Consider the following 18051-nt stretch of genomic DNA (forward strand, 5'->3'; position numbering starts at 1 on the left):
CAAAACGCCCGGGGGGATGCCCACATGCGCACACGAAGCTCCGTACGACCCGTACGCCCCACTCAGGTCCTGGCCGGGATTCTTCTTGCCGCCGCCCTCGCACTCGCCGGCTGCTCAGCCGGCGGTGACGACGGCGCGTCCAGCGATTCCGCCGCCGGCGCCGGGGACAAGGCCGCGGTCCAGGAGGGCGCCGCGGGCGCCGAGGACAGCAAGAGCGGGGCCCAGGCCCCCACGAAGGCCCCGGACCTCTCCGCGAACCGGATCATCCGCACCGCCTCCCTGACCGTGCAGGTCAAGGACGTACCCGCGGCCCTGGACGAGGCCCGCACCACCACCGCGAACGCGGGCGGCTTCGTCGGTGACGAGACCACCACCCGGGACGAGGAGGGCAAGGAGCACACCCGCGTCGTCCTGCGGGTGCCCACCGAGCGGTACGACGAGGTGCTCGCCGACATGGAAGGCACCGGCAAGCTCCTCGAACGTACGGCCAAGGCGCAGGACGTCACGGACCAGGTCGTCGACGTGGAGAGCCGCATCCAGACGCAGCGCGCCAGCGTGGCCCGGATCCGTGAGCTGATGGACCAGGCCACCAAGCTCAGCGATGTGGTCACCCTGGAGGGCGAGTTGAGCTCCCGTCAGGCCGACCTGGAGTCCCTGCTCGCCCAGCAGGCCTCCCTGAAGGACCGCACCAGCCTGGCCACCATCACCCTGACCCTGTCCGAGACCCCGGTGAAGCAGGTGGAGAAGGACGACGATCCGGGCTTCGTGGACGCGCTCGCGGGCGGCTGGAACGCGTTCGTCACGATGCTGCGCTGGATCGCCGTGGCGTTCGGCGCGATTCTCCCGTTCGCGGCGGGTGCGGCGCTGCTCCTCGTGCTGTGGGCATTGTGGGTGCGGCTCCTGCGCAGCCGGTTCCCGCGCCGCCCGGCCCCGGCCGCGGCTTCCCCGACCGGCACGCTGCCGGTCGCCCCGCCCGTCCGGGAGCAGGAGGAGGGACGCGAGCAGGACTGAAATGCCGCGCCCCCGTAGCGTGTTCGTATGAGCATGAACCGTACGAGCGGTACCACCGGCGGTGTGACGGAGCGACTGGTCGTGATCGGCGGTGACGCGGCGGGCATGTCCGCCGCGTCACAGGCGCGCCGGATGCGAGGGCCGGACGAGCTGGAGATCGTGGCGTTCGAACGGGGGCACTTCACCTCGTACTCGGCGTGCGGCATCCCGTACTGGGTGGGTGGTGATGTCGCCGACCGGGACCAGCTGATCGCGCGGACTCCCGAGGAGCACCGGGAGCGCGACATCGACCTGCGGATGCGTACGGAGGTCACGGAGATCGACGTCGCGGGCGCCCGGGTCCGCTCCCTCGACCTCGAAACCGGGGCCGAGGAGTGGACGCCGTACGACAAACTCGTGATCGCGACCGGCGCGCGCCCGATCCGGCCCGACCTCCCGGGCGCCGACGCGCCGGGCGTGCACGGCGTGCAGACCCTGGACGACGGACAGGCCCTGCTCGACACGCTGGCCGCGACGGAGGGCCGCCGCGCGGTGGTCGTCGGCGCGGGATACATCGGTGTGGAGATGGCCGAGGCGCTCATCAACCGCGGGTACGAGGTGACGGTCGTCAACCGCGGCAAGGAGCCGATGTCCACGCTCGACCCCGACATGGGCCGCCTGGTGCACACGGCCATGGAGGGCCTGGGCATCACCATGGTCAACGACGCCCAGGTCACCAAGCTCCTCACCGGCGAGGACGGGCGGGTACGGGCGGTCGTCACGGAGGACGCCGAGTACCCGGCGGACGTGGTCGTGCTCGGCATCGGCGTGCGCCCCGAGACGGCGCTCGCCAAGGCCGCCGGGCTGCCCCTCGGTGACCACGGCGGGCTGCTGACCGACCTCGCGATGCGGGTGCGCGGGCACGAGAACATCTGGGCGGGCGGCGACTGCGTCGAGGTGCTCGATCTGGTCTCGGGGCGCGAACGGCACATCGCCCTGGGCACCCACGCCAACAAGCACGGGCAGGTCATCGGCGCCAACGTGGGCGGCGGTTACGGCACCTTCCCGGGCGTCGTCGGCACGGCTGTGAGCAAGGTCTGCGACCTGGAGATCGCCCGCACCGGGCTGCGCGAGAAGGACGCGCGCAGGGCGGGCCTGCAGTTCGAGACCGTCGTCATCGAGTCGACGAGCCGCGCGGGCTACTACCCGGGCGCGGACCTCATGACCGTGAAAATGCTCGCCGAGCGCCGCACCGGACGGCTGCTCGGCGTGCAGATCGTCGGCCGTGAGGGCGCCGCGAAACGCGTCGACATCGCAGCGGTCGCGCTGACCGCGTGCATGACGGTGGAACAGATGACAGCCCTGGACCTGGGCTACGCGCCGCCGTTCTCACCGGTCTGGGACCCGATCCTGGTGGCGGCGCGCAAGGCGGTCGCGGCGGTACGCGCGCGGGGCGCGTGATTCCGAGGCTCTTCCCCAGGGGCCCCAGGGAGCTCGCCCTACGCCGTCTCGTGCCCGGACACCGTCGTCCCGTTGATGCGGTCTATGGCCTGCCTGGCCTGCTCGGCGGGCGGCCGCCCGGGCAGCGAGGAGACGGAGGCGGAGGAGGTGACGGCCGCGGGCTGCGCCGTGGGGGGTTTCGCGTGCGCGGCGGCCCGGGCGGAGCGCAGCCGGTGGCTGACCGCCTCGTCGAGGGTCACCGGACGCTGCATCCGCGCCGCGAGCCGGCCGGCCTCCTGGCCGAGCGCGGCGACATCTTCCCAGGGCAGGTGCAGCACCAGGGCGATCTCCGCCTCACCGTCGGGCAGAGCTTGCATCGGAGGAGTAACTCGGTCGTTCATCGCCTGTGTCCTCACGTCTTCCTCGCGTCACGTCTTCGTCGCGGCGCGGGCGGTTGAGGAGACATACGCATGGGGGTGCGGGGGTGTTCAGCGGCTCAGGGCGTGCTTTGGGGCGTGAGGGGGCGCAGGTGGGGCGTGCGGGCGTGCATGGTGGCGCCCTCCCGAACCCAGCGCGCCCCTCCGGCCACAGCCGGCGCGCGCCCGGCCGGCGCACGGATTCCCGACGCGCATCGAGGGCAGTACTTCCTTGTGGTCATACCCGTCCATGACGTCAACCCGGTGCGGCACACGCCCTATGTGACGTACGCGCTGATCGCCGCCAACGTGCTCGTCTTCCTCTACACGCCCGGCATAGCCGGTTCCGTGGCCGGTGACAGCGGTCTGTCGCAGCTCTGTCATCTGCAGGCGTTCCTGGACCACTACGCCGCGGTGCCGCAGGAGTTGATCCACCACCAGATGCCGGGGCTGGTGCCCACGGGAGATGTCGGCGTCGGCCCGCAGGGAACCGGCTGTGTGGTCGCCCCGCCGGACTACGACAAGTCGCCGGCGCTTTCGGTGCTGACGGCGATGTTCCTGCACGGCAGCTGGCTGCACCTGCTGGGCAACATGCTGTTCCTGCTGATCTTCGGCAACAACATCGAGGACCGCCTGGGCCATGTGCGGTTCACGCTGTTCTACGTGGCCTGCGGCTACGCGGCCGCGTACGGCTTCGCGTACCTGAACGACGACTCCGGCGACCCGCTGATCGGCGCCTCCGGAGCGATCGCCGGGGTGCTGGGCGCATACCTGGTGCTCTATCCGAAGGCCAGGGTGTGGGTCCTGGTCCCGTTCCTGATCTTCCTGCCGCTGCGCCTGCCCGCGTGGATGGTGCTGGGCTTCTGGTTCGTTCTCCAGGCGGTGTACTCGTCCGGGGAGGGAGTCTCCGAGGCCGGGACCGTCGCGTACGCGGCCCATGTGGTCGGCTTCCTGGCCGGGATGCTGCTGGCCTGGCCCCTGCGCCCGGGCACCCCGCCCCCACCGGAACCGCGCCGCCTGCTGTGGGGCAGGCGGGCGCGGCACACCTGACGGAGTACTACCGGCCCGCGGTCTGCTCGTGGACGTACTCCACGAGCCGGGTCAGCGCGTCCGGGTCGGTGGTCGGCAGGACACCGTGGCCGAGGTTGAAGACATGGCCTTCGAGACCGGCGGCCGCGTCGAGCACCTCGCGGGTCTTCGTCTCCACGGCCTCGGTCGTGGAGAACAGGACGGCCGGGTCGAGGTTGCCCTGAAGGGCCTTGCCGGGGCCGACACGCGTGGCCGCCACGTCGAGCGGGACACGCCAGTCGACACCGACGACGTCCGCGCCCGCCTCGCCCATGAGGCCCAGCAGCTCTCCGGTGCCGACACCGAAGTGGATGCGCGGGACGCCGTACGAAGCCACGGACTCGAAGACCTTCGTGGAGGCCGGCATCACCGAGCGCCGGTAGTCGGCGGGTGCCAGGGCACCGACCCAGGAGTCGAAGAGCTGGACGGCGCTCGCGCCCGCCTCGATCTGCACCTTCAGGAAGGCGGAGGTGATCTCCGCGAGACGGTCGAGCAGGTCGGCCCACAGCTGCGGGTCGCCGTACATGAGCGCCTTGGTGTGCTCGTGGTTCTTGGACGGGCCGCCCTCCACGAGGTAGCTCGCGAGAGTGAAAGGCGCGCCGGCGAAGCCGATGAGGGGGGTCGAGCCGAGCTCGGCCGTGAGCAGTCCGATCGCCTCGGTGACGTACGACACGTCATCGGGGGTCAGATCGCGCAGCTGGGCCAGGTCGGCGCGGGTGCGGATCGGCTTCTCGACGACCGGACCGACGCCCGGCTTGATGTCGAGGTCGATGCCGATGGCCTTCAGCGGTACGACGATGTCACTGAAGTAGATCGCCGCGTCCACGTTGTGCCGGCGCACCGGCTGGAGGGTGATCTCGGCGACCAGGTCGGGCCGCATGCAGGAGTCCAGCATGGCGATGCCCTCGCGCACCTTGAGGTACTCGGGCAGCGAGCGGCCGGCCTGGCGCATGAACCACACCGGCGTGTGCGGCACGGGCTCGCGCCTGCACGCCTTCAGGAAGGCGGATTCGTACGTGGCTTTCGGCTGCTGCCCATCAGGGCGCTCGTTGGCACTCACGACGGAAAGTCTCCCACGGCCCGCCGACAGCCAAGTCCGGGGCACCCGGTGCCCGGCCGACCCCGGCGCCCGGTACCGGACAAGCCCTCAGCACCCGGCCGGACCCCGGGCACCGGCGCTCGCGAAGGCGCGTTCGTGCGGCGCGATCCGGACAGTGGTCCCACGCACGGGTGTCTCTCCCTGCGCGAAGGCTCCGTTCCCCTTAATCTTCCCCGCATGGCTGCGGCTCAGGGACGACTGTCGGACGGCGCTGGCGGAATGGACGACTCGAAGGAGGGGAACCGGGATGCGATGGAGACGGCTCCGCCACCCTTCCGGGCCGCCGTCGACGCGCTGAAGGGCGCGCGGCTGCGGCCGGACATCGAGATCGACCCGACGCCTGCGCCGAAGCGCCTGGCCCCGTACGCGTACGCGCTGGAGGCGGCGGTCGTCTCCGACGACGAGGATCTGGCCGACGGCCGCCTGGTGCTGCTGCACGACCCGGCGGGGCACGACGCCTGGCAGGGCACCTTCCGTCTGGTGACCCTGGTCCGCGCGGAGCTGGAACCGGAGATGGCCGCCGACCCGCTGCTGCCCGACGTCTGCTGGTCGTGGCTGACCGGCGCGCTCCAGGCCCGCGGTCTGTCGTACGGCGAACCGAGCGGCACCGTCACGCGCGCGAGTTCGCACTACTTCGGCGGCATCGCGGAGCGCCCGGCCGCCTCCCAGATCGAGATCCGGGCCTCGTGGACGCCCCGGGAAGGCATGGGCGGCGTACCGGACACGGCCACGCACCTCGCCGCCTGGTGCGATCTGCTGTGCCAGGTCGCCGGGCTCCCGCCGTTGACGCCGGGCGACGCGTCGGTGGTCACGCTGCCGCAGCGCCGGGGGCCGCAGTCCCATTGACTCCGCAGCCCCGTTGACTCCGCGTTCCGGCTGAGTCCGCAGTCCCGCTGAGCGTGCGGTCACGTTGACCGCACGCTCTCTTCGTGTCCGCTCGAACCCGCGCTCCCGTTGAGTACATGGTTCGCGCTGCTTCTTTGTCGATATGCCAACTTTCGGCCGTGTGGTGACACGGATTGACGCGGAATGACGTCGAGCGACTCGGTTCGATCTTCGGATGATCGATCGCGTGTCCGAATTGCACGGATTGTTACTCACTAAATCGTGATCATTCTCTAAAGGCGGACGGGTTTGGTGCCGAAGACGTCTGTGACCTTGAAAGCACGGTTCGTCCCGGCTTCATCCCCAGAGCCGGTACCGTCCCGCACCCCAGGAGGCCTGGTGTCCGTTCTCCTCGAGCAGCCCGCAAGCCTGGTCGCCTACCGCCCGAACAAGCCGACTGCCATGGTGGTCGTGGCCGACCCCCGGGTCCGCTCCACCGTCACCCGCCATCTGTGGGCGCTCGGAGTGCGCGACGTCATCGAGGCGTCGTCCGTCGCGGAGGCCCGTCCCAGAATCGGCAATCCACGCGACATCTGCGTCGCCGATGTCCATCTGCCCGACGGCAGCGGGCTCACCCTGCTGTCCGAGACCCGTGCCGCGGGCTGGCCCAACGGCCTCGCCCTCTCCGCCGCCGACGACATCGGCGCCGTACGCAATGCCCTCGCGGGCGGCGTCAAGGGCTACGTCGTCACCGGCACCCGCAACAACGTCGGGCTCCCCACCCGGCCCGGCGTCGCGCCGATCGGTTCAGCCGCCGCCCGTATGCACCGCCGCCCCCCGGGGTCCCCGAGCCACCCGGGCGGCTACCGCGAGCTCTCCGGACGAGAGGTCGAGGTGCTTCGGCTGGTCGCGGAGGGCCAGTCGAACAAGGCCATCGGCGTCTCGATGGGCCTGTCCGCACTGACCGTCAAGAGCCACCTCGCCCGTATCGCCCGCAAGCTCGGCACGGGCGACCGCGCCGGGATGGTCGCGGTGGCCCTGCGCACGGGAATCATCCACTGACCCGCACCACACACCCGTGAACCTGGTCCTTCACCGACCTGGCTGATTTACGACCCGAGCGCCCGCCGACGGAATCTTCCGTCGGCGGGCGCTTTTCTCTTGGCGCCGGGACGCTGCAACTCCCTTGGGGCAAAAGCGAGATGAAGGACATCGCCCGCCGACGAAATCCGGGCTTCCCTGGCGATAGCGGGCTCTCGGCCGGACCGGGTTCCGGGCCCGGGCGGGTGTCGCGGAAGCACGATCGGAGCACGCGGGACACTCGGGACAAGAACCACATGCCGTCCCTGAGATCCACTTGAACAGCGTTTTCGCAGGTGAACCGACCAATGACTTGAAGATGCAGGTCAGGCGCTCGAACATCCCGATACCCTTGACAGGTGACCGACGCCCAAGAGACCGCAGCAGACAGCTCACTGCGAACCACCGGAGGCGGCCCTCCGGACGACGTCGAATCGGCGCCGATCCCTTTGCTTGAGCCCCGAGACGGCATTCCGCCCGTCGTCGCCGACGACGCCTCGCTGGCCGAGGTGATCGCCGCCTTCGCCGCCGGGTCCGGCCCCGTCGCCGTCGACGCCGAACGCGCGTCCGGGTACCGGTACGGCCAGCGCGCCTACCTGGTACAACTCCGCCGCGAGGGCGCGGGCACCGCGCTGATCGACCCCGTGGCCTGTCCCGATCTTTCGGGGTTCGGCGAGGCGATCTCCGGTGTGGAGTGGGTGCTGCACGCCGCCACCCAGGACCTGCCGTGTCTCCGCGAGATAGGCATGATCCCGTCCCGCCTCTTCGACACCGAGCTGGCCGGACGCCTCGCCGGGTTCCCCCGGGTGGGCCTTGGCGCGATGGTCGAGAGCGTCCTGGGCTTCGTACTGGAGAAGGGGCATTCCGCGGTCGACTGGTCGACACGTCCGCTGCCGGACCCGTGGCTGCGGTACGCGGCTCTGGACGTGGAGCTCCTCGTCGACCTGCGGGACGCGCTGGAGAAGGAGCTGGACCGGCAGGGCAAGCTGGAGTGGGCCCGGCAGGAGTTCGACGCGATCGCGCAGGCCGATCCCGCGCCGCCGCGCAAGGACCCCTGGCGCCGTACGTCCGGGATGCACAAGGTGCGCCGACGCCGGCAGATGGCCGTCGTACGGGAGCTGTGGGAGACCCGGGACCGCGTCGCACAGCGGCGGGACATCTCGCCCGGCAAGGTGCTCGGGGACGCGGCGATCGTCGAGGCGGCGCTGGCCGTGCCGGCCAATGTGCACGCCCTGGCCGCGCTGAACGGCTTCGGACACCGCATGGGACGCCGACAGCTGGAGCAGTGGCAGGCCGCCGTCGACCGGGCGAAGGAACTGCCCGACTCCGAGCTGCCGCAGCCGGGCCAGCCGGTGACCGGTCCCCCGCCGCCGCGCGCCTGGGCCGACAAGGACCCGGCCGCCGCGGCCCGGCTCTCCGCCGCGCGCGCCGCGGTGTCGGCCCTCGCCGAGCGGCTGAACATGCCGCAGGAGAACCTGATCACCCCGGACACCGTGCGGCGCGTGTGCTGGGAGCCGCCGTCGACGCCGGACGCGGAGTCCGTGGCCACCGCGCTCGCCGGGTACGGGGCACGCCCCTGGCAGGTCGAGCAGGTCGCGCCCGTGCTGGCGGCGGCGCTTTCCGAGACGGCACCCAAGGCCTGAGCGCCTGGCCGCCTGGCGCGCGATGTCACGGTCCCGCGCCCCTTGTGGGGCGCGGCAACGTCGAGATCACGCCATGATCTTCGGGCGGTGCAGGGGATGCGGCTGCTCGCACGGTTCCTTCCGGGCGCTCCCGCACAGCCGGGTTTCCATGTGACCTTCGCCGCTCCCGCCTCCGGGACTGGGCAGCATGGTTACCCGCAAGTAGCATGTGGGTGAGCGCGCGCTCAGGGCGTGTGTGTCGCGCAGCAGTGCCATCCCGCATCTGGAGGAGAGCCATCGTGCCTCGTACCGTCAGGGACGTCGTCTTCGTCGACGGCGTCCGCACCCCGTTCGGCAAGGCGGGCCCGAAGGGCATCTACCACGAGACCCGCGCCGACGATCTCGTTGTGAAGGCCATCCGGGAGCTGCTGCGCCGCAACCCCGGCCTGGACCCCAAGAAGATCGACGAGGTCGCCATCGCCGCGACCACGCAGATCGGTGACCAGGGTCTGACTCTCGGCCGCACGGCCGGCATCCTCGCCGGTCTCCCCCAGTCGGTCCCCGGCTACTCCATCGACCGCATGTGTGCCGGCGCGCTGACCGCCGTCACGGCCACGGCCGGTTCGATCGCGTTCGGTGCGTACGACGCCGTCATCGCCGGTGGTGTCGAGCACATGGGCCGCCACCCGATGGGCGAGGGCGTGGACCCGAACCCGCGCTTCGTCAGCGACAAGCTGGTCGACGAGTCCGCCCTGTTCATGGGCATGACCGCCGAGAACCTGCACGACCGCTACCCGCACATCACCAAGCAGCGCGCCGACGAGTACGCCGTGCGCTCGCAGGAGAAGGCCGCCAAGGCGTACGCCAACGGCAAGATCCAGCAGGACCTGGTGCCGATCTCGGTGCGCAACACCAACGCGGAGGTCGGTGAGACCGGCTGGGGCCTGGTCACCGCCGACGAGCCGATGCGCCCGGGGACCACCCTGGAGAACCTCGCCGGGCTCAAGACGCCGTTCCGCGTCCACGGCCGGGTCACCGCCGGTAACGCCGCCGGTCTGAACGACGGCGCCACCGCGTCGATCATCGCGTCCGAGGACTTCGCGCGCGAGAACAACCTGCCGGTCAAGATGCGCCTGGTCTCGTACGCCTTCGTGGGCGTCGAGCCCGAGGTGATGGGCTACGGCCCGATCCCGGCGACCGAGAAGGCCCTCGCCAAGGCCGGCCTGTCGATCGAGGACATCAACCTCTTCGAGATCAACGAGGCCTTCGCCATCCAGGTCCTCGCGTTCCTCGACCACTACGGCATCGCCGACGACGACGCGCGTGTCAACCAGTACGGCGGCGCCATCGCCTACGGTCACCCGCTGGCCTCCTCGGGTGTGCGTCTGATGACTCAGCTGGCCCGCCAGTTCGAGGAGCAGCCGGAGGTCCGTTACGGCCTCACCACCATGTGCGTCGGCTTCGGCATGGGCGCCACGGTGATCTGGGAGAACCCGCACCACAAGGACGCCGGAGGCGACAAGTGAGCACTGCTGAACTCCTGAAGGGTGCGGCCGAGCTGTTCCCTGACGAGGTCGTGACGTCGGCGAACGTACGCCACCTCGACCTGCCCTTCGGCGCCGGGCGCTTCGCGCTCATCACGCTCGACAACGGCTTCGACCACACCAAGCCGACCACCTTCGGCCCGGCCTCGCTGGCGAAGTTCGACGCCGCCATCGACCAGGTGGAGGCGGAGGCCGCGGCCGGCGAGATCGTCGGTGTCGGCGTCACCGGCAAGCCGTTCATCTTCGCGGTCGGCGCGGACCTCAAGGGCGTAGAGCTCCTGAAGAACCACGACGACGCGCTCGCCATCGGCAAGGGCGGCCACGAGGTCTTCAAGCGGCTCGCGACCCTCGCCGTCCCGACCTTCGCGTACTACAACGGCGCGGCGATGGGCGGTGGCGTCGAGGTCGGTCTGCACTGCGAGTACCGGACCGTCTCCAAGTCGCTCCCGGCGTTCTCGCTGCCCGAGGTCTTCCTCGGTCTGGTCCCGGGCTGGGGCGGCTGCACGCTGCTCCCGAACCTGATCGGCGCCGACCGTGCGGTCAGCGTCATCATCGAGAACTCGCTCAACCAGAACAAGCAGCTCAAGGGCCAGCAGGTCTTCGACCTCGGTATCGCGGACGCCCTCTTCGAGGGCGCCGACTTCCTGGAGCAGTCGCTGCTCTGGACCGCGTCCGTCCTCAAGGGCGACGTCACGGTCGAGCGTCCGGAGATCGACCGCGGCGAGGCCTGGGACCAGGCCGTCGCCAAGGGCCGTTTCATCGCCGACGGCAAGGTGCACGGGGCGGCTCCGGCCGCGTACCGCGCGCTGGAGATCATCGCCACGGCGAAGGACGGTGACCTGCAGAAGGGTTACGACGCCGAGGACGTGGCGCTCGCCGACCTGATCATGGGCGGCGAACTGCGCTCCGGCATCTACGCGTTCAACCTGGTCCAGAAGCGCGGCAAGCGCCCGGCCGGTGCTCCGGACAAGTCGCTGGCCCGTCCGGTCACCAAGGTGGGCGTCGTGGGCGCGGGCCTGATGGCCTCGCAGCTCGCCCTGCTCTTCCTGCGCCGCCTCGAGGTGCCGGTCGTGCTGACCGACATCGACCAGGCGCGCGTCGACAAGGGTGTGGGCTACGTCCACGCCGAGATCGACAAGCTGCTGCTGAAGTCCCGTATCAACCAGGACAAGGCCAACCGCCTCAAGGCCCTGGTCACCGGTGTGCTGGACAAGGCCGAGGGCTTCTCCGACGCCGACTTCATCATCGAGGCCGTCTTCGAGGAGATCGGCGTCAAGCAGCAGGTGTTCGCGGAGGTCGAGGCGGTCGCTCCGGCGCACGCGATCCTCGCCACCAACACCTCCTCGCTGTCGGTGACGGAGATGGCGTCGAAGCTGAAGAACCCCGAGCGGGTCGTCGGCTTCCACTTCTTCAACCCCGTCGCGATCCTCCCGCTCCTGGAGATCGTCCGCGGCGAGCAGACCGACGACGCGGCCCTGGCCACGGCCTTCGGTGTCGCCAAGAAGCTCAAGAAGACCGCGGTTCTGGTGAAGGACGCCCCGGCGTTCGTCGTCAACCGCATACTCACCCGCTTCATGGGCGAGATCCAGAACGTCATCGACGAGGGAACGCCGGTCGAGGTCGCCGAGAAGGCGGTCGAGCCGCTGGGTCTGCCGATGTCGCCGCTGGTGCTCCTCGAGCTGGTCGGGCCGGCCATCGGTCTGCACGTCTCGGAGACCCTCAACCGGGCCTTCCCGGACCGCTTCACGGTCTCCCCGAACCTCGCGGCCGTCGTCAAGGCGGGCAAGCGCGGCTTCTACGTGTACGACTCCGGGAAGCCGGAGCTGGACCCCGAGGTTGCGGCGCTGCTGAAGCAGGGCGATGTCGTCCTGACCGAGGAGCAGGTCCGCGACCGGGTCCTCGACACCGTCGCCCAGGAGATCGGGCTCATGCTCGACGAGGGTGTCGTCGCCGAGGCGCAGGACATCGACCTCTGCCTGATCACCGGTGCGGGGTGGCCCTTCCACCTGGGTGGCATCACGCCGTACCTGGACCGTGAGGGTGTGTCCGAGCGGGTGAACGGGAAGCGGTTCCTTGAGGCCGGGGTGGCTTCGGTTCCCGCGTAACCGTCTGCCTGCGTAGGTGTTTCCCTGCGCGCGTTCGAGGGCCCCCGCTTTGGCGGGGCCCTCTTCGTGCTTCAGTCGCACCAGGACCCAGATCTCCGGAGGAACCGCCGTGACGACACTCGTGATCATCGACGCCGCCAATGTCGTCGGATCCGTGCCCGACGGGTGGTGGCGTGATCGGCGGGGGGCCGCGGAGCGGTTGCGGGACCGGCTCGCGGTGGACGGGGTCCCCGGGCACGAGGGGGCGGTGGAGATCGTCCTTGTGGTCGAGGGGGCCGCTCGGGGTGTGGAGTCCGTGCCGGGGGTGCGGGTGGAGTCGGCGGCCGGGAGCGGGGACGACCGGATCGCCGAGCTGGCGGCCGACGCCGCCGGGCGGCCCTGCCTTGTTGTTACGGCTGATCGTGAACTGCGGCGCCGGGTGGGTGAGTTCGGGGCGGAGGTGGCGGGGCCTCGGGCGGTACGTGGGGGCTCGTGAGGGATGGTTTTCGCCCCCTCCGCCCCTGCCCGTCCCTTGTTCCTGGGGGCTCCGCCCCCAGACCCCCGTGTCGCGCTGCGCGCTCGTCCTCAAACGCCGGACGGGCTGAAAGATCTCCCCCGGCCAGGCGGAGAAACTTCAGCCTCGCTCCCGCGCGTACAGCACCGCCCCGTCCACCACCCCCACCTCCTCGTACCCCCCGGCCAGCAGCCGTCTCAGCGTCGGCACCCGTTCCGGTGCGTACGGCTTGTCGTGGGAGTCGTCGACCACGAGGGTTGGTGGGTGGGCTGACATCTCGGCGCGGAAGGCCGGCCAGGCGCCCTCTACGGCGTACTTCTCGCCCACCTGGGGGCCGTTGCGGCCTCCGCTGTAGTTGGTGAGGAGGCCGGCGGTGAGGAAGCGGCTGGCGGGGGTGCGGTCGGCCAGCCAGTAGATCTCCGGGTGTATGCCCCACACCAGGACCCGGTCGCCGGGGTCCGTGCGGTGGGCCACCGCGGCCGCCAGGCGCTGCGCGTGGGTGAGGTCGGGGCGCGGGGCGACGAGGCCCCAGGCGAGGAACAGGGTGCAGCAGCAGGCGGAGGTGAGTACGGCCTTCACCAGCCGGTCGTGGGGCAGGATCTGGAGTGCCGCCGTCGCCAACAGGGCGACGGGCGGGATGAGTTGAAGGTAGTAGTGGCCGAAGAAGTGGAAGCCGAGGAGTACCGCCGCCGCTGACGAGGCTCCCCACAGCCAGAGCTCCGCGGAACCGGTGCGGGCGATGCGCAGAACCCGTACCACCGGCGGGATCAGGCCCGCGCAGGCCACCGCCAGGATCGCGGTGTTGGTCAACCCCCGCCCCAGGACGTGGAGTTCGGAGCCGGTGAAGGAGGCGTACGCACCCGATCCGGTGACCGTCCAGAACAGGAACCCCGCCGGGTCGGTGAGCAGCGCCGCGCAGAGGACGGGCAGGGCGGCTCCAACTCCGAGGCGCACCAGGTCGGTTCGCGGTGCGCCGTGCCGGTACAGCAGCCACACCACCGGAACGAGTACCGCCCCGCCCGTCTGCTTCGCCAGGAACGCGCACGCGACGGCGACCCCGGCCGCACCCCACCGGCGCCGGTCCGCGCACCACATCGCCGCGGCCGTGCACGGCAGCATGAACACCTCGAAGGTCGCGGCCTGCGCGTCCTCGGGGTTGAGCCCGATGGAGGCCAGCAGATACAGCACGCCCGCCGTGCGCCCCGCCCGGTCGCCCCAGCGGCGTCTGGCCAGCGACGCGAGCAGCACGGCGGTGGACAGCTGGGCCACTACCGCGAGGACCCGTACGGAGGTCAGCGACCCGGAGCCGAACACCGCGAAGGCCGCCTCGTACAGCCACGGCACGAACGGCGGCTTGCGGTCCACGACCGTCTCGTAGAGCTCTCCGCCGTCCGCCAGTATCCGCGCCTGGACGGCGAGATAGCCCTCGTCGGGGTTCCACAGCGGCTGCACGAAGGAGGGGGCCCGGGTGACGCAGGCGAGCAGCGCCAGCAGGGGCAGTGCCCGTCTCCAGAAGCCGCGGTCCGATACTCGCGACTCGACTGCGGACCGTGGTGATTCCAGGAGCTCGACGAGCATACGGTGCACGCTATCCGGCCCCGCAGTCTCCGCCTAACCGGGACATACGGGGCCGGAGCGACAACCGGGCTTCGGGGAACGGTTACTTGGTGTCGCCGCTCTGCGGCCTCGGCACCTCGCCCACCGCAGCCTCCTGCTGCAGGCCGAGACGGCTGTGCGAGCGCCCGTACAGGAAGTAGATGACGAAGCCGATCACCATCCAGATCCCGAACCGCAGCCAGGTCTCCGCGGGCAGGTTCAGCATCAGCCAGAGGGAGGCGAGGACGGAGACGATGGGGAGGAAGGGCACCCAGGGGGTACGGAAGGAGCGGGGCAGCTCCGGCCGGGTGCGACGGAGGATGATCACGCCGATCGCGACCACGACGAAGGCGAACAGCGTGCCGATGTTCACCAGCTCGGCGAGTTCACTCAGGCTGGTGAACCCCGCGAGGATCGCGATGATCACACCGAGCAGGATGGTCGGCCTGTGCGGTGTCTTGAAGCGCGGGTGGACGTGCGAGAAGAAGCGCGGCAGCAGTCCGTCGCGGCTCATCGCGAAGAAGACCCGGGTCTGGCCGAGGAGCAGGATCATGCACACCGTGGTCAGGCCGACGGCGGCGCCGAAGCTGATGAAGCCCGCGAACCAGGGGTGCCCGGTGGCCTTGAACGCGTCGGCGAGCGGCGCGTCCACGGACAGCTTGGTGTAATGCTGCATGCCGGTCACGACGATCGCCACCGCGACGTACAGGGTGGTGCAGATGATCAGCGAGCCGAGGATGCCGCGCGGCATGTCCCGCTGCGGGTTCTTCGTCTCCTCCGCGGCCGTGGCCACGACGTCGAAACCGATGAAGGCGAAGAAGACGACGGAAGCGGCGGTGAAGATGCCCATCACGCCGAAGTTGGAGGGCGCCCAGCCGAACATCAGCTGGATGAGCGGGGATTGGAGATCGCCGCCCGCCTCCACGGTCTGCGCCTTCGGGATGAACGGGTCGTAGTTGTCGCCCTCGATGAAGAACGCACCGGCGATGATCACGACCATGACGACGGTCACCTTGATGGCGACGACGACAGCGGTGATCCGGGCGGAGAGCTTCATGCCGAGTACGAGGATGCCGGTGAGCACCAGTACGAGGGCGGCGGCCAGGATGTCGAAGCCGAAGCCGTCGGCCCCCTCTCTCCCGCTGAGCGACGCTGGCAGGTGCCAGCCCGCGTTGTCAAGGAGCGAGGCGATGTAGCCGGACCAGCCGACGGCGACCACCGCCGTGCCCAGCGCGAACTCAAGGACGAGGTCCCAGCCGATGATCCAGGCGGGCAGCTCGCCGAGCGAGGCGTACGAGAAGGTGTACGCCGAGCCGGCGACCGGGACGGTGGACGCGAACTCGGCGTAGCAGATCGCGGCAAGCGCGCAGACGACACCGGACACCACGAAGGCCAAGGCGACGGCGGGGCCGGCGTTGTTCTTGGCAACCGTGCCGGTGAGCACGAAGATGCCGGTGCCGATGATGACACCGACGCCGAACACGGTGAGATCCAGAGCCGACAGCGACTTCTTGAGTGCGTGCTCCGGCTCCTCAGTGTCCAAGATCGACTGTTCGACCTTCTTCGTTCTGAAGAGGGTGCTGCTCACGGGTGTACCTCCACGCTTGACGTCCTCGACATGATCGAGGGGGCGTGTGCTGCGCATGCCCCGGCGCGGACAGGTTCACGCAAATGGGCCGGTTTCACCACCCCTTCAGAGTGATGAAACCGGCCCATCGGGCCTACGGGGTACGTCAGTCGCGCGCGGGCTCCACAGCGTCCACCGCGTCCACGGCTTCCGCGGTGGTGCGTTCGAACCGTCCGTCGAGCTTGGCGACGAGGCCGGTGACCTGGCGGGCGATGTCCGGCGCGGTGAGGCCGATCTCCGTCATGACCTCCTTGCGGGAGGCGTGGTCGAGGAAGCGCGGCGGGATACCGAAGTCGCGCAGCGGGACGTCGACGCCCGCGTCGCGCAGGGCCTGCGCGATCGTCGAACCGACGCCGCCGACACGGGAGTTGTCCTCGACGGTGACGACCACGCGGTGCTGCTCGGCGAGCGGGGCCATGGCCTCGTCGACGGGCTTGACCCAGCGCGGGTCGACGACGGTCGTGGAGATGCCCTGCTTGTCGAGGAGGCCGGCGATCTCCAGGCACATCGGCGCGAGGGCGCCGACCGAGACAAGGAGGACGTCCGGAGCGTCGGTGCCCGGCTCGCGCAGCACGTCCATGCCGCCGATCCGGCCCAGGGCGGGTACGGCAGGGCCGACCGCGCCCTTGGAGAAGCGGACCACGGTGGGCGCGTCGGTGACCTCGACGGCCTCGCGCAGCTGGGCGCGGACCTGGTCGGCGTCGCGCGGAGCGGCCAGCCGGAGATCGGGGACGACCTGGAGGATCGACATGTCCCACATGCCGTTGTGCGAGGCGCCGTCGGTGCCGGTGACGCCCGCGCGGTCGAGGACGAAGGTGACGCCGCACTTGTGCAGGGCCACGTCCATCAGAACCTGGTCGAAGGCGCGATTGAGGAAGGTCGCGTAGACGGCGAAGACGGGGTGCAGGCCGCCGGTGGCGAGGCCGGCCGCGGAGACGGCCGCGTGCTGCTCGGCGATTCCGACGTCGTACACCCGTTTGGGGAATGCCTTGGCGAACTTGTCGAGTCCGACCGGCTGGAGCATCGCGGCCGTGATGGCGACGATGTCCTTGCGCTCCTCGCCGAGCTTGACCATCTCCTCGCCGAAGACGGAGGTCCAGTCGGCGCCGGAGGAGGCGATCGGCAGGCCCGTGTCCGGGTGGATCTTGCCGACGGCGTGGAAGCGGTCCGCCTCGTCCTGGAGGGCGGGCTGGTAGCCGCGGCCCTTCTCGGTGAGGCAGTGCACGATGACCGGGCCGCCGAAGCGCTTGGCGCGGGCGAGGGCCGACTCCAGGGCCTCGATGTCGTGGCCGTCGATCGGGCCGACGTACTTGAGGCCGAGGTCCTCGAACATGCCCTGCGGGGCGATGAAGTCCTTGAGGCCCTTCTTGGCGCCGTGCAGGGTCTCGTAGAGGGGCTTGCCGACGACCGGGGTGCGCTCCAGGAGGTCCTTGCCGCGGGCCAGGAAGCGCTCGTAGCCGTCCGTGGTGCGCAGGGTCGCCAGATGGTTCGCCAGGCCGCCGATGGTCGGCGCGTAGGAGCGCTCGTTGTCGTTGACGACGATCACCAGGGGGCGGTCCTTGGCGTCGGCGATGTTGTTGAGCGCCTCCCAGGCCATGCCGCCGGTGAGGGCGCCGTCGCCGATGACCGCGACCACGTGGTCGTCGCGCTCCAGGACCTCGTTCGCCTTCGCGAGGCCGTCGGCCCAGCCAAGGACCGTGGAGGCGTGCGAGTTCTCGATGACGTCGTGCTCGGACTCGGCCTGCGAGGGGTACCCGGAGAGGCCGCCCTTCATCTTCAGCTTCGAGAAGTCCTGGCGGCCGGTGAGCAGCTTGTGGACGTAGGACTGGTGGCCCGTGTCCCACAGCACCCTGTCCTTGGGCGACTCGAAGACGCGGTGCAGAGCGATGGTGAGCTCCACGACACCGAGGTTCGGGCCGAGGTGGCCGCCGGTCTTGGAGACCTCTTCGACGAGGAAGGTCCGGATCTCGCCTGCCAGCTGGTCCAGCTGCTCCAGGCTGAGCCGGTCCAGATCGCGCGGTCCCCTGATGCGGGTCAGCAGCGGCACCCGTGCCTCCTTGCGATAGAGCTGTTCGAGCTTTGCCGGGTCTGTCGAGTCTAATGTTCCGCCTTTCATGTCGGCGTCCGGGCTGTGCGTTGTACGTCA

The 18051-nt window shown here is 70.3% G+C and carries 14 protein-coding genes; 9 read left to right on the forward strand and 5 right to left on the reverse strand.

Annotated features, from left to right (window positions below; translation table 11 throughout):
- Positions 1–24 precede the first annotated feature (24 nt).
- Complete coding sequence (locus OG266_RS10385) at positions 25–1011, forward strand: DUF4349 domain-containing protein (protein WP_266474124.1); 987 nt, start codon at positions 25–27, stop codon at positions 1009–1011.
- A 27-nt stretch (positions 1012–1038) separates the two neighbouring features.
- The gene (locus OG266_RS10390; RefSeq protein ID WP_371544895.1) at positions 1039–2451 is read left to right on the forward strand and encodes an FAD-dependent oxidoreductase; all 1413 of its coding nucleotides are present in this window, start codon (positions 1039–1041) and stop codon (positions 2449–2451) included.
- Positions 2452–2489: 38 nt separating this feature from the next.
- Here OG266_RS10390 and OG266_RS10395 read toward each other — a convergent pair whose 3' ends face one another.
- The gene (locus OG266_RS10395; RefSeq protein WP_266474126.1) at positions 2490–2831 is read right to left on the reverse strand and encodes a hypothetical protein; all 342 of its coding nucleotides are present in this window, start codon (positions 2829–2831) and stop codon (positions 2490–2492) included.
- Positions 2832–3080: 249 nt separating this feature from the next.
- Here OG266_RS10395 and OG266_RS10400 point away from each other — a divergent pair, with 249 nt between their 5' ends.
- Positions 3081–3896 carry a rhomboid family intramembrane serine protease gene (locus OG266_RS10400; RefSeq protein ID WP_371544898.1) on the forward strand — a complete coding sequence of 272 codons (816 nt, stop codon included), beginning with the start codon at positions 3081–3083 and terminating at the stop codon, positions 3894–3896.
- 7 nt (positions 3897–3903) lie between these two features.
- On the opposite strand, the gene hemE is transcribed toward OG266_RS10400, so the two are convergent.
- Positions 3904–4974, reverse strand: coding sequence for a uroporphyrinogen decarboxylase (hemE, locus tag OG266_RS10405; protein WP_266474129.1), 1071 nt, complete (start codon positions 4972–4974; stop codon positions 3904–3906).
- A 258-nt stretch (positions 4975–5232) separates the two neighbouring features.
- Here hemE and OG266_RS10410 point away from each other — a divergent pair, with 258 nt between their 5' ends.
- From OG266_RS10410 to OG266_RS10435, 6 genes are all read left to right on the forward strand, one after another.
- A complete protein-coding gene (locus OG266_RS10410) occupies positions 5233–5859 on the forward strand; it encodes a DUF3000 domain-containing protein (RefSeq protein WP_371552732.1) in 627 nt (208 codons plus the stop codon).
- A gap of 378 nt (positions 5860–6237) precedes the next feature.
- A complete protein-coding gene (locus OG266_RS10415) occupies positions 6238–6900 on the forward strand; it encodes a response regulator transcription factor (RefSeq protein ID WP_266474130.1) in 663 nt (220 codons plus the stop codon).
- Positions 6901–7277: 377 nt separating this feature from the next.
- A complete protein-coding gene (locus tag OG266_RS10420) occupies positions 7278–8561 on the forward strand; it encodes an HRDC domain-containing protein (protein ID WP_371544901.1) in 1284 nt (427 codons plus the stop codon).
- A gap of 278 nt (positions 8562–8839) precedes the next feature.
- On the forward strand, positions 8840–10066 hold the full coding sequence (locus OG266_RS10425) for an acetyl-CoA C-acyltransferase (RefSeq protein WP_371544904.1): 1227 nt from the start codon (positions 8840–8842) through the stop codon (positions 10064–10066).
- The gene (locus OG266_RS10430; RefSeq protein WP_371544907.1) at positions 10063–12189 is read left to right on the forward strand and encodes a 3-hydroxyacyl-CoA dehydrogenase NAD-binding domain-containing protein; all 2127 of its coding nucleotides are present in this window, start codon (positions 10063–10065) and stop codon (positions 12187–12189) included. Before OG266_RS10425 ends, OG266_RS10430 begins: the two co-directional genes overlap by 4 nt.
- A 109-nt stretch (positions 12190–12298) precedes the next feature.
- Entirely contained in the window at positions 12299–12664 is a 366-nt protein-coding gene (locus OG266_RS10435) for an NTP pyrophosphohydrolase (protein WP_371544910.1), read from the forward strand.
- A 138-nt stretch (positions 12665–12802) separates the two neighbouring features.
- Here OG266_RS10435 and OG266_RS10440 read toward each other — a convergent pair whose 3' ends face one another.
- The 3 genes from OG266_RS10440 to dxs form a co-directional block, all read right to left on the reverse strand.
- Positions 12803–14260 carry an ArnT family glycosyltransferase gene (locus OG266_RS10440; protein WP_371544913.1) on the reverse strand — a complete coding sequence of 486 codons (1458 nt, stop codon included), beginning with the start codon at positions 14258–14260 and terminating at the stop codon, positions 12803–12805.
- An 82-nt stretch (positions 14261–14342) separates the two neighbouring features.
- Positions 14343–15866 (reverse strand): amino acid permease, encoded by a 1524-nt coding sequence (locus tag OG266_RS10445; protein ID WP_371544916.1) that lies wholly within the window; start codon positions 15864–15866, stop codon positions 14343–14345.
- 145 nt (positions 15867–16011) lie between these two features.
- On the reverse strand, positions 16012–17952 hold the full coding sequence (gene dxs / locus OG266_RS10450) for a 1-deoxy-D-xylulose-5-phosphate synthase (protein WP_329545027.1): 1941 nt from the start codon (positions 17950–17952) through the stop codon (positions 16012–16014).
- Positions 17953–18051 lie beyond the last annotated feature (99 nt).

It is taken from the genome of Streptomyces sp. NBC_00554, assembly GCF_041431135.1.
GTDB lineage: Bacteria > Actinomycetota > Actinomycetes > Streptomycetales > Streptomycetaceae > Streptomyces.

Coding starts and splice junctions, on each gene's coding strand:
- OG266_RS10440 (WP_371544913.1), bottom strand. CDS start 14,260: ATGCTCGTCGAGCTCCTGGAATCACCACGGTCCGCAGTCGAGTCGCGA.
- OG266_RS10385 (WP_266474124.1), top strand. CDS start 25: ATGCGCACACGAAGCTCCGTACGACCCGTACGCCCCACTCAGGTCCTG.
- OG266_RS10410 (WP_371552732.1), top strand. CDS start 5,233: ATGGACGACTCGAAGGAGGGGAACCGGGATGCGATGGAGACGGCTCCG.
- OG266_RS10390 (WP_371544895.1), top strand. CDS start 1,039: ATGAGCATGAACCGTACGAGCGGTACCACCGGCGGTGTGACGGAGCGA.
- OG266_RS10395 (WP_266474126.1), bottom strand. CDS start 2,831: ATGAACGACCGAGTTACTCCTCCGATGCAAGCTCTGCCCGACGGTGAG.